The 11,782-nt window shown below is 38.7% G+C and carries 10 protein-coding genes, 1 pseudogene and 1 riboswitch; of the genes and pseudogenes, 7 read left to right on the top strand and 4 right to left on the bottom strand.

The window, feature by feature from the left end:
- Positions 1-37: 37 nt before the first annotated feature.
- The 3 genes from LEP1GSC195_RS17255 to LEP1GSC195_RS17245 all read left to right on the top strand — a co-directional run bounded on the left by LEP1GSC195_RS17255 (position 38) and on the right by LEP1GSC195_RS17245 (position 2,971).
- Positions 38-1,111, top strand: coding sequence for a cytochrome-c peroxidase (locus tag LEP1GSC195_RS17255; RefSeq protein ID WP_051122370.1), 1,074 nt, complete (start codon positions 38-40; stop codon positions 1,109-1,111).
- A 4-nt stretch (positions 1,112-1,115) separates the two neighbouring features.
- A riboswitch (cobalamin riboswitch) is annotated at positions 1,116-1,268 on the top strand.
- Between the two features lie 204 nt (positions 1,269-1,472).
- Positions 1,473-2,063: a hypothetical protein gene (locus LEP1GSC195_RS17250; RefSeq protein ID WP_015680987.1), complete on the top strand. Its 591-nt coding sequence runs from the start codon at positions 1,473-1,475 to the stop codon at positions 2,061-2,063.
- Between the two features lie 50 nt (positions 2,064-2,113).
- The gene (locus LEP1GSC195_RS17245) at positions 2,114-2,971 is read left to right on the top strand and encodes an LIC_13355 family lipoprotein (protein ID WP_015682120.1); all 858 of its coding nucleotides are present in this window, start codon (positions 2,114-2,116) and stop codon (positions 2,969-2,971) included.
- A 149-nt stretch (positions 2,972-3,120) separates the two neighbouring features.
- On the opposite strand, the gene secA is transcribed toward LEP1GSC195_RS17245, so the two are convergent.
- From secA to LEP1GSC195_RS17230, 3 genes are read right to left on the bottom strand one after another with little or no spacing between them, the layout of a single operon-like run.
- Entirely contained in the window at positions 3,121-5,877 is a 2,757-nt protein-coding gene (secA, locus tag LEP1GSC195_RS17240; RefSeq protein WP_015682574.1) for a preprotein translocase subunit SecA, read from the bottom strand.
- A gap of 10 nt (positions 5,878-5,887) precedes the next feature.
- Positions 5,888-6,577, bottom strand: coding sequence for a type 1 glutamine amidotransferase (locus tag LEP1GSC195_RS17235; RefSeq protein ID WP_015682764.1), 690 nt, complete (start codon positions 6,575-6,577; stop codon positions 5,888-5,890).
- Positions 6,574-7,155: a hypothetical protein gene (locus tag LEP1GSC195_RS17230; RefSeq protein WP_232227831.1), complete on the bottom strand. Its 582-nt coding sequence runs from the start codon at positions 7,153-7,155 to the stop codon at positions 6,574-6,576. The genes LEP1GSC195_RS17235 and LEP1GSC195_RS17230 overlap by 4 nt, the downstream gene beginning before the upstream one ends.
- Before the next feature lie 147 nt (positions 7,156-7,302).
- Between LEP1GSC195_RS17230 and LEP1GSC195_RS17225 the strand changes: the two genes are divergently transcribed.
- Complete coding sequence (locus tag LEP1GSC195_RS17225) at positions 7,303-7,779, top strand: hypothetical protein (RefSeq protein ID WP_015681424.1); 477 nt, start codon at positions 7,303-7,305, stop codon at positions 7,777-7,779.
- Between the two features lie 255 nt (positions 7,780-8,034).
- Positions 8,035-9,210 (top strand): 6-hydroxymethylpterin diphosphokinase MptE-like protein, encoded by a 1,176-nt coding sequence (locus tag LEP1GSC195_RS17220; RefSeq protein WP_015682000.1) that lies wholly within the window; start codon positions 8,035-8,037, stop codon positions 9,208-9,210.
- On the opposite strand, the gene LEP1GSC195_RS17215 is transcribed toward LEP1GSC195_RS17220, so the two are convergent.
- Entirely contained in the window at positions 9,207-9,419 is a 213-nt protein-coding gene (locus tag LEP1GSC195_RS17215; RefSeq protein WP_232227830.1) for a hypothetical protein, read from the bottom strand. The two genes, LEP1GSC195_RS17220 and LEP1GSC195_RS17215, sit on opposite strands and share 4 nt — an antisense overlap.
- Before the next feature lie 101 nt (positions 9,420-9,520).
- Here LEP1GSC195_RS17215 and LEP1GSC195_RS17210 point away from each other — a divergent pair.
- Positions 9,521-10,995, top strand: a pseudogene (locus LEP1GSC195_RS17210) (HDOD domain-containing protein).
- A complete protein-coding gene (locus LEP1GSC195_RS17205) occupies positions 10,988-11,770 on the top strand; it encodes an ABC transporter ATP-binding protein (RefSeq protein ID WP_015681736.1) in 783 nt (260 codons plus the stop codon). The pseudogene LEP1GSC195_RS17210 and the gene LEP1GSC195_RS17205 overlap by 8 nt, the downstream one beginning before the upstream one ends.
- Positions 11,771-11,782: the final 12 nt, after the last annotated feature.

Here is an 11,782-nt window from a genome sequence, read left to right as displayed (position 1 = left end):
ATTGATGGATTAGAGATCAATTCCTTGTTTGGTCCCTATGTCCTTTACGGCTCTGCTTTTTTCGAATCAATTAAAATTCAATTTACTCATATTTTCAATTCTTCACCTAATATTTATTAACTGTAACTTCTATCAAATAGAACAAAAACCGGATAAATTTATTCGCAACTTAATTGTATTAAATTTTGCCTCAGACTATATTTATGCTGCAGAATTACAGACATTAGCTAGAGAAAAAATTGGTATATTACCTGATTCGGTTCCCGGCTCAGAAAGAGACACAGCCGCAAAACTTGCATTAGGTAATAAACTATTTAGGGATAATAAACTTTCTTCAAACCATGTTCAATCTTGCATCACCTGCCATCCGATCGATGGAACTGCAGCAGGTATGGATCGGCAATCGACTTCACGTGGGACATTTGGACAAATTGGAAAAAGAAACACTCCGACCATCCTTAACGTTGGTTTTTTGCCAATTATTTTTTGGGATGGTAGAAGGGACACATTGTATAACCAAGCAATTGATCCATTTATCAATCCACTTGAAATGTCGTTACCATCAGAGGCCGAACTATTATCTCGAATTCAAAATGATTCCAGTTATACATCCTTCTTTGCGAATGCCTTTCCAGAATCTCCGAGTCCTAGCATCCATTCAATTCGCCTAACATTAGCAGCATTTGAAAGATCTTTAATATCAAAATCTAAATTCGATGATTTTATTGAATTCAATGTACAAGCACTCAATAAAGCTGAGCTAGATGGATTAAAAATTTTTTTAGATGTTGGATGTAACCGCTGTCACAATCAAAATTTACTAGGTGGATCTCAATTTTCACAATTAGATACTGTTTATCAGTATAATCCAAACGATTTAGGAAGATCGGAGTTTACTGGAAACGCAGAAGACAACTTCTTTTTTAAAGTTCCACCTCTTCGAAATGTAGCACTGACTCCACCCTACTTTCATGATGGTAGCGTTCCCACACTTAAAGAGGCAGTGCGACGAATGAACTACTACAAACTGAACCGCACAATGATTGATTCAGAAATTGATTTGGTTACAAGTTTCCTTAAATCTTTATCAGATAAAACAAAGGCAAACTAAATTCATTGACAAAAAATATCGAGGTAGGAACTCTGACATTACCTTCAGGGAGGAAACAGGTGAAAGTCCTGTGCTGACCCGCAACTGTGATGCACCAAATGTAAATTAAACTACGTTAGGTGATAAGCCAGATCTTCCCCGCAATGTTTTCTCGTGGATTGGGAACTTTGCACACTTACATCTACACTGTTTCAACAGACGATGTAAAGGGGCCCCGAAGGTAAACTCGGGGCGCCCGTATGGAAAAAACACTACTTACATTTCTATCTATAGATTTTAAGATTCTTCGTCTTCTGATGAAGATAAACCTATTTCCCGTTCGTGTTCCCCTAAATTCAAACAAAAATTTAGGAGAATCTAAATGAAACCAACATTCCAACTAACAATTGCTATTCTAGCAATTACATTTTTTACTGCATGCGCTGAAGCAGGTAAAGTAAATGAGTCTGAAGCAAACAACAATTTATTCACTGGTTTAATTATTGGCCAACAACAAGGTAAATCTAGTGTGATAGATTCTTTAGCAGAGATTAGGGGATATTGGAAAGGTGGATTTTGTAGCGGGGGTTCTTGTACCAGCTTCACCTCAAATGTTTCCATAGTACAAGATCCATCTGGATTTGGTATTTGGGCATCTGGAAATAGTTATTTAAGAATCATTGCTGTTGATACAGTTAATAGAACTTTTATCTATCAATACCTTCCAACTGATGCATGGAGCCCAAACAAATATACTAAAGTTATATGGACTGAGCCGAAGACAGTCGGTTGCGAAAACTCGGCGAGTAAATGTTTTTATTACTGCACAGTTTTTCCAAACTTTGCAACACTTGCAGAAGCAGAAAATGTAAACCTATCCACCTATAGTTCTGCTGATCCAACAAGAACGGGCTGTGGTGGCTTCGGCTGGAGTAAAGCTCTCTTTGTTTCGTCAAACCCAACAAACTGGTAACAGTTATCAACTTTGGCTCTGATTCATTTTGGAGCCAAACGGAGTACTACATGAAAATCCTTTTTTACAATACATACAGAACCCTGGTAATTTTATTTCTAGTTACCTTCTTATTTACATGTTCCCCCGAGCCAAAAACTTCCCAAAATGAATTATTAGCACTCTTAGTCGCATCGGAAATTGCAAATAACACAAAGACAAATTGTCCCTCTGGAAACTTACCGTCAGGAATACCCATTGCCGTTACAATAGTTTCTGCGAATTCGAATGTGAGTGGATTCAATGATTCCTCCAAAGCCGTTAATGGTATTTGCGGTGGCGGAGAACTTTCTGGATCTTTGGATGTTTATGCTTTGAACCTAACAGGGGCAGGTGCTACTCTAATTTTATCCTGGGGAGGAAAAACTGTAAAAAATGTAACGGGACTTGACTTTATCGTTTATGAAAATCCTTTCCGAGTCACAGAAAGTAGCGACCGTTATGCCTTTGATCCAATGGTAGTGCAAGTATCATACGATGGAACCATTTACTGTGGATTCGATCTCAGTGGGTTCAACCCCTCGGCAGCGGATAGTAACAAAATTTCCTCTTGGCCAGGATTTGCGGGACTTAGGCCGGTTCTCTACAACATGAGTTCTAATCCGTTGTCACTAGAGCAACTCTTTACATCAAAAGGAAATGGTTTTTTGTTAGGTGGTGGTGACGGTTTCAACATTGATGATTTAATCACAAATGCATCTTGCGATAACACAGCACTTACTAATATCAAAACTTCAGGATTTAAATTCATCAAAATGACTTCTGCATCTGCAATTACAAATCCAAACACTGGATCAGGATATGTATATCCTCATTCCTACAATAACGGATCCGACATTGATGGAGTGGTTGCTAAATCCGTAGAGTGAATGATTTATATCCCAATAGAATTGGGAACACCCAAAACCGACATATTAGTAGCTATTATTCAAAGTGCGAAACCCAACTCTCACAGACGAGTAGAACACTCATTGTTAGAGTTGGTTATCTTGTTTCTTTTAATGAAAGTGATTACTTTCTATTTCTTTCGACGGCTAGATTTTCTCTCGGATCCACCACCGGAACTTGTTGTGGAAGATACTTGAGGTTTTGACTTATTGGATTTGATTTCATTTCCAAACATATCCACTTCTGCCCTTTGTTCCTCACCAATCTTTTTGTATTCTTTCGGTGAGGATTCATCTTGGTTGCGATCCGATTCGGTTACCTCAATTTTTAATAGGAAGGAAACTACTTCGTTCTTAAGGTTTTCAACCAATTGGTCAAACATCTTAAAACCTTGGAGTTTGTATTCAATCAAAGGATTTTTTTCACCGTAACCAACAGTCCAAATTCCTTCTTTTAAATGGTCCATTGCATAAAGATGTTCTTTCCATCTATGATCTAAAATATCTAAAAACACATTTCTTTCGATCGATCGCCAAACATCTTCACCTATGGAAGAAACTTTAAACTCATACAATTCTTTTACTAATTTGGATACAACTTCGAATATTTTGAGTTGTGGATTCGATTCTTTTTTGAATTGTTTTGGATCAATCGTTTCAGTAATTCCCAAACTTTGAATCCACTCATTAAGAGAGTCGGCTTCCCAAGCATCTACGTTATTGCCTTCGCAATATAAAATAACTTGGTTCTCAACTACTTCATCAAAGAAATCAACAATGGTTCTCGACATATTCCCTTTGTCTAAAAGTTCATTGCGGATACCATATATATATATCCTTTGGCGGTTCATAACATCATCATACTCTAACAAGTGCTTTCTGATGTCAAAGTTATGGCCCTCAACTCGTTTTTGTGCACGAGCAATCGCATTGGACACCATACTATGTTCCAACTCTTGACCTTCTGGCATCTTCAGAGTATCCATAATACGAGCAATTCGATCCGAACCAAAAATTCGCATTAAATCATCTTGTAGAGACAAATAAAATCTAGAAGATCCAGGATCCCCTTGTCTACCGGAACGTCCACGAAGTTGGTTATCGATACGGCGGGATTCATGCCTCTCCGAACCAATGATATGTAAACCACCAGCACCGATCACAAAGTCATGATCTACTTTCCATTTCTTCGCTTCCGATAGAATTTTATTACATTCTTTTTTGATGTTTTCGTTACGGATTTCCGATATTTTGGATTCGGCTTCTTCGAATTTTTGTTTGATCAAATGTTCCCGAAAACTATAAACAACTTCTAATTCTGCTTTAGCTTTAATTCCCAAAGAATCGCAAAGTTCATCCAACTTTTCCAAGTCTTCTTTGTATTTCGGTGCCCCACCAAGTACAATGTCCGTTCCTCGACCTGCCATGTTCGTAGCAATGGTAATGGCACCGGGGCGACCAGCATTGGCTACAATTTCGGATTCACGTTCATGTTGTTTTGCGTTTAACACGTTATGGGTGATGCCATGAGAAACTAGAAGTTTAGAAAGGACTTCTGATTTTTCAATGGAAATTGTTCCCACTAACACAGGTTGCTTTCTAGAAACTTTTTCTTGGATGTCTTTTACAACTGCATCAAATTTTTCACGTTCCGTTTTATAAACACGGTCAGGCATATCTTGGCGTTGAATCTTTAAATTAGAAGGGATGACAATCACATCCAAACTATAGATTTTTTTAAATTCTTCTGCTTCCGTATCCGCAGTTCCCGTCATACCGGCCAATTTTTTATAGATCCGGAAGTAGTTTTGGAAAGTGATTGATGCTAATGTCTGGGATTCACGAGCAATAGCCACACCCTCTTTTGCTTCTAAGGACTGGTGTAATCCATCAGAATACCTTCGACCCTTCATTAAACGGCCGGTAAACTCATCCACGATGATCACTTCACCATCTTGAACTACATAATCTTTATCTCTATAAAATATCTTGTGAGCTTTTAATGCTTGTTGCACGTGATGAACGAGCTCAATGTTTTCAGCCTGATATAGATTTTCAACACCTAACAATTCTTCTACGTGATGAACACCAGCTTCCGATAAAATTACATTTTTTGCTTTTTCATCAATTTCAAAATCTTCGCCTTCAATGAGTTTTGGGATAATTTTATTTACTTTGAGGTATTTGTCCGTAGACTCTTCCGCAGGGCCGGAAATGATAAGAGGTGTCCTTGCTTCATCCACCAAAATGGAATCCACCTCATCTACGATAGCATAGTTATGTTGCCTTTGCACACGGTGTTCTTTATAACTCACCATGTTATCACGCAAATAATCGAAACCAAATTCGTTATTGGTTCCATAAGTGATGTCTGAATTGTAGGCTACTTTTCTCTCTTCGTAGTCCATGTCATGTTGGATCACGCCTACCGAAACTTTTAAAAATTCATATACAGGACGCATCCAATTCGCATCCCGCTTCGCCAAATAGTCGTTTACTGTTACAACATGAACACCTTCACCAGAAAGGGAATTTAGATAAATTGGCAAGGTAGATGTTAATGTTTTTCCTTCACCCGTTTTCATCTCAGAAATATTTCCCCAATGTAACGAAATACCACCCATCATCTGCACATCAAAATGCCTCATCCCCAAAGTTCTGTAGGCAACTTCACGGACTGTGGCAAATGCCTCTGGTAAAACATCATCTAACGTTTCTCCGGCGGCTAACCTATCTTTAAACTTTGTAGTTTGTAGAGACAAGGTCTCATCATCCATCGCTTTGATTGACGACTCAAAAGAATTAATAGCTTCCACAATGGGATTTAGTCTTTTCAAATCCCTTTCATACTTACTGCCGAATAAAATTGTTAATATTTTTTGAAACATACCGAGTCCGTTATAATTTTATAATATTTCGAAATATCGTATTGGCGCTTTCGGCCATTACTTTTTGTTTGGTGGCAATCTCAGAAAAATCACCAGTCCCTTTTGTAATAAACTCTTTGTGAACCGACTGCCAAACATGGAGCATATCTAAAGTTGGTTCCAAATGAGTTTGAAAAGCAAAAACTTTGTTTTTGTAAGAGAACATTTGGTTAGCATAAAAATCGCTTGCGAGTAAATGCTCTGCACCTACTGGAATATCAAAGATATCTTCATGAAGGTGGAATGCCAAAACGGATTCTTTCTCTATTCCTTTGAAGATAGGATGTTCTGGTTTTAGAACATGAAGTTCAGAAAATCCTGTCTCTGGACCTTTTGTTCCAGGACGAACATTCGCACCTAACGCCTTCGCAATAATTTGCGAACCTAAACAAATTCCAATCAGTTTTTTGTTTGGTAAAGCAACCACATTGTTTACGATATCATAATATGGCTTAAAAAATTCTTGTTCTGCTGGATCTGCTACGGACTGAGGACCACCTAACATAACAATCAAATCAAAATTCAAATGAATTTCTGGCATCAAATGGATACGTCGATCGTATGCATTTTGATAACTGATCCGGTATCCCGCTTCGCGTAGTAAAGGTTCTAATATCCCCGGGCCTTCACAATCGATAAATCTTATGAATACTGCTCTCATAATGATTCCATTCCAAATTGGTATCTAAAGAAATTGAACTTAGCTTCTTTGCGAATGGCATCTACCGATGTTTGTTCCGAAATCGATCCCAAAAAATTATAATACAAACGCATAGGTTTTGTGACAAAAAGCATAGTCTCCGGTGTTCCTGTAATGAGCCCCCCCTCTTTCACTCGAAAAGGTGGTTTCATAAACACGATGGGAACTTGGATCTTTCTGTTTTTGACTTCGTTTTCCATCCGCTCTTTTGCCAACTTGTATACTTCACCAAACGGGCGCTCATCGGTAATGTCTGGAACAATTTGGTAGGGATCTACAACCATGTATAAGGCTTTCGAAGGAAACCGAGTTTCGATTTCAGCGTACAGGAGATTGAGTGCCGGTATCTCTTTCCAACAAGGAACACAATCGGGAGAGTAAACATTGAGTGCAATTTCCTCTTTTTCCAATCGGGAGAAAGAAATTTCGGCACCGCTTGCGGTAAGTCCTACCCAAGACTCCTCTCCAAAGTGGGAGGTTTTCGCCGGGGCGCAGCTAATGAGACATAAACTAACAGTTAAGATGAGGGAGGCTTTCATAAATCCCATTTATTGGACGGTCCTTCCCCATGGTTTGGACTACGAGAACGTCTGTAAAGCCCGTTTTCGAACTTTACCTTGACATCTGACCCCTGCCCCTCAACCTGGTCTAACATTCCACTCTCTTCCATCAGGGAATCTAAGAAAATGAGCCAATCGCATAAAGAAGACTTCGATATCGTATCCTTAATAGAACTTTGCCGGGAAAAAAAATACGAAACTTGCGTGGCTGGTTTCAGTACGATCGACAAAATTGATAAAATCACTCTCCCTAAAAAATTAAAAAACCGTAAATTGACGGTACAAGCATTATACGCACTTACAAATAATATGGTTCAGTGGAAATACCTTTCCTCTGAAGAAAAAGCCATTCTCCAAGCAGAAAAAGACAAATTGGCTGGAGTTACTTCCACTGCCGGAGCATCCTTTGCTCCTCATGCAGAAGAAGATATCGAAGAAGATTTTATCCCTGAAGAAGAAGCTCGTAAACCAGAACTCGAAGACGGTTTCGAGAATGAATTTGGTGATGAAGCAGAGGAAGAAGAAGAGGACGACGACGATGATGATGATTTCGACGACGACTCTGATGACGATGCGGAAGCTGATGAGGAAGAAGAGGACTAAGAGGTTACTCCCATTCCTCTAATCCCGCACTTCCAAAACAAACTTCTCTATAACTTTCAAACTTCCGACAATTTTTATCTACATTCGAAAGTCTCCCCTGAAAAGGAGGCTTCCCGATTTCTATCCGGCCTTCGCTCTGATTCCATTCCTGTTATTCTTGGTGTCGGTGCCTTACACAATTTCCGTTCTTACATAGTAGATCCAAATCATCACCAAATCGTTGTTTTTTGGGAGCCGCACAAAGAGATTTATGAGTTGAACGAATTCCGGGGGGAAGTTCAAAATCTCGAAAATCTGGCAAAAACCAAAGGATTATCTGTATTTTTGATTACAGGTAATTCCCCCAATTGGTTTGAGTTAAAAACCAAAGTCCAAAACCTCCCGAATACATCTCCATCACTTCTTTCCAAGTGGAATTTGTACATTACACCTAGTTACGAACGTTTCTTTTCCGAATTAGTAGTAGAATGCCGAACCAATTTTCAATCGCAGTTTGTTTCCGGTGGGGTCAATCAAAACACAATCCAACATTTCCGGAGATTGTGGACACATAACTATTTGAAAAACAGAATCTCCCTACTCTCTGAGGGAAAAAATTTTGAATGGTTCCAATCCTTCACTTCAAAGAAAATGCGAGTTTTATTTGTGGGAGCAAGTCCCGGTTTAGAATTGGATTTGAAAACCATCCAAACGGAACGCCAATCCTTTCTTATCTTTGCAAGTGACACTGCCCTCGGATACTTACTGTTCCATGGGGTAATTCCCGATTATATTGTTTCTTTTGACTCTGGCCGAGGTACTGCCTATCATTTTTTATTAGAGATTCCTCCCCATATCCCCATCTTTACTTGGTTAGGTGGATCAGCATATATTTTTGATCTACCAAATCCTAAAATTTTAGTGAATACAGGACACCCTCTAGACCAAATTTTGGAGCACCAATTTCGGGAAAAAAAAGGACAAAAATGGCCCCATTATCCAAATGCCAGTTTGAATTTACTCGGAATGGTTTTGTCGATTACAGACGGAATAGAAGATAGAGAATTTTTTGTAAGTGGAGTGAGTTACCTTGCGGAGCGAGGGAAATCGCATTGTAATGGAACAGGATATGAAAGGTTTTATCTACCGGAAACCAATCGGAAAAAAAGTTTAGAACTTACCACCAAACGTCTGTATTCTGGCGAGCGAAAAGGTAAAAACCAAATTGCATGGGAAGACTTTCGCAAAAAGGAATCTTTATCGGGGGTTCAGTTTCTTTCTGAATCCAAAGAAAAAAGTCTCCAAACAAAGAGGGATTATACAGATTTTCTACAATCTTTTCAGGGTTTTCCCCCATCATTAACGGATCTGGCAAAGTGGGCCAACCAAGACCAATCCGGTATCATCCATAGGAAAACTCTCAATATTTGGTTGCGGTTTTCACTAAGTTAAGCACCAAATAGAACCGGTATTTCTTGTAGATTCCACTCTGCTTGTTCTTTGTTTGCGGGAATTCGATCAAAACCTTTTGTTTTTTTGGATTTCCCCTTAGGTCTTCTTTCCATATCCTCTAAAATTTTCTCCAATCTCTCTTGCATAAGTAAATGCAAATTCATTTGGTCTAACATATCCATAGTGATTTCCTCCACTGTTGTAATCACTATACAAGTCCCCTGGGACAAAATAGAAATTGGATGCGAAAAAAATATCTATTGCGTCCAAAAGAAATTAAAATATAAGAGTGTTACGGGAAAAAGCGTTTGTGAATTTTCAAGATATTATCTCTCAGTTAGAAACCGCAAAAGAATCCAGAATTAACTTTTACTTTGTTACAGAAGAACAAAATCAGGAGATATACGCATTACTTGTCCATGTAATGGGGGGTATATGGACAAACTCTATTTAGTGGAAGTGATCTTCACCGTCCTAAAAGAACTCCTCATGAATGCCAATAAGGCCAATGCAAAACGCGATTACTTTAACCGCGAAAATTTGGATATCCAAAACTCAGGTGATTACGCAAAAGGAATGTCCCGATTCCAAGAAAATATCATCATGAAATGGAATGAACAATTGGGTAGGTTAGACGGTGGAAATTACTACATAAGCCTTCTTATGAAAGTAGAAGGTAAATCCATTCACTTTGCTGTGGAAAACAACGCTCCCATCACCAAAGAGGAATTAGCACGAGTTAATCGAAGGATCGAAGTTGCCAAGAACTACAATGACCTTTCGGATGCATTCACTGATGTTTCGGACAGTACAGAGTCTGCTGGTTTAGGATTAGTACTCATCCAACTTCTTTTAAAAAATTCAGGCATTGGTTCTGAAAAATTCAAGATCTTTACAAACGATAAAATAACACGCGCTACATTGTCTGTCCCGGAAGTGACTACACCGGTAGAAATTCAAACAGACCTAAAAACAAAACTCTTAAATGAAATTGATGGTCTGCCTCCGCTACCGCATTCTCTTACAAAGATTATTTTACTTTGTAACAATCCAGATTCTGACTTACACATGATCTCTCAGGAAATTGAAAGAAACCCTGCTCTTTCAGCGGACTTACTCAAACTTTCTAACTCTGCTTTTTTTGCGAACAGAAGCCAAGTCAGTTCCATCTTACAAGCTGTTAAAGTTGTAGGTCTGAAAAACTTACGGAACCTCCTTTATGTATCTGGGGTTCGCAAAATTATGGATGGCCAATACGGTAAAATGATGGATGTATGGGACCATTCCAGTCGCTGCAGTTATTACGCACGGTATCTAGCAACAGAAAACAATCACACCAATAAAATTGCAGATATCATTGCCGTCAGTGCTTTGTTACACGATATAGGAAAGTTTCTTTTACTTTCTGTGGATCGTGGATTTTTCAAAAAAATCGAAACCTACCAAAGAGGGGCCGATTCTGGAAACTCAACTCTATTAGAAGAGATGGCCATTGGACTCAGTCATCCTCAGCTTGGAGCTCTTCTTGCTGAAAAGTGGGAATTCCCTCTCGACCTTCGAGTTGCTATCGAATACCATCATAAACCATTTTTGGCACCAGCAGAATTACGTGACTTAGTAGAAGTAATTTACATGGCCAATATGATGGCCGATTACCATGAACAGAAAAAAGGTTTTTATGCCATTGATAAAAACCTACTCGCAAAGTTTAATTTAGATAATATCGATGTGTTCTCCGCCGCAGTGAATAAAATCGAACTCCTATTCAAAAAGTCCAATGAGTAAGGTGATTCTTTTTGATTCTGTTTCTTTTGTTAGAAACGATAAAAAGATATTAGATAACGTTAATTTTTCCTTAAACCAAGGAGATTCTCTTGCTATCATTGGTCGTAATGGTGCCGGGAAAACGACTCTCATCAACCTTCTCTTTGGTTATTCTTGGCCCACGACAGGTTCCATTTCTGCCTTTGGGGAAACTTATGGCGAAACACCCATGGCACCTTTGCAAAATCGAATCGGAATGGTGCAACCAGGCCACCAAGAATCCTTATTACAAAGACTCACTACTTTTGAAATGGTTCTCACCGGAGTGATTGGAACCTTAGGCCTTTACAAAGACCCAACAGAAAAACAAGAACAAACCGCCAAATCCTTGTTAAACTCCATAGGTCTGGGACATAAAATAAACCAAACCTATAGCACACTTTCTTCTGGGGAAAAAATGAAGGTTTTACTTTTACGTGCTTTTGGTGTAGGAAAAGAAATCCTCGTTCTAGATGAACCGACAGCCACCTTAGACATCACAGCAAGGACTGATTTCGGAAAATCATTATCGCAATTAAAGACAAAGAATCCTCATCTAACAAGGATACTTATCACTCATCGGATTGAAGAAATTCCAGAAGACTTTTCCAAAGTATTGTTAATGAAAGAGGGAAAGGTTTTAAGTTTCGGAGACAAAGACAAAGTATTAACTGACAAAAATCTATCAGATCTCTATGATTTAGACCTTCAAGTAAACGAAAAAAAAGGACAGTATTCCGTTACTGTCCTTTCCTAAACCAATCTTCTT

The sequence above is a fragment of the Leptospira wolbachii serovar Codice str. CDC genome (assembly GCF_000332515.2).
Lineage (GTDB): Bacteria > Spirochaetota > Leptospiria > Leptospirales > Leptospiraceae > Leptospira_A > Leptospira_A wolbachii.
Note: the sequence above shows the minus strand (reverse complement) of the source record. Positions and strands in the feature narration are given on the sequence as shown.

Bases quoted from the DNA above. Each gene is read 5' to 3' on its own strand.
- secA (WP_015682574.1), bottom strand. From the start codon at position 5,877: ATGTTTCAAAAAATATTAACAATTTTATTCGGCAGTAAGTATGAAAGG.
- LEP1GSC195_RS17255 (WP_051122370.1), top strand. From the start codon at position 38: ATGTCCTTTACGGCTCTGCTTTTTTCGAATCAATTAAAATTCAATTTA.
- LEP1GSC195_RS17245 (WP_015682120.1), top strand. From the start codon at position 2,114: ATGAAAATCCTTTTTTACAATACATACAGAACCCTGGTAATTTTATTT.
- LEP1GSC195_RS17225 (WP_015681424.1), top strand. From the start codon at position 7,303: ATGAGCCAATCGCATAAAGAAGACTTCGATATCGTATCCTTAATAGAA.
- LEP1GSC195_RS17250 (WP_015680987.1), top strand. From the start codon at position 1,473: ATGAAACCAACATTCCAACTAACAATTGCTATTCTAGCAATTACATTT.
- LEP1GSC195_RS17235 (WP_015682764.1), bottom strand. From the start codon at position 6,577: ATGAGAGCAGTATTCATAAGATTTATCGATTGTGAAGGCCCGGGGATA.
- LEP1GSC195_RS17205 (WP_015681736.1), top strand. From the start codon at position 10,988: ATGAGTAAGGTGATTCTTTTTGATTCTGTTTCTTTTGTTAGAAACGAT.
- LEP1GSC195_RS17230 (WP_232227831.1), bottom strand. From the start codon at position 7,155: ATGAAAGCCTCCCTCATCTTAACTGTTAGTTTATGTCTCATTAGCTGC.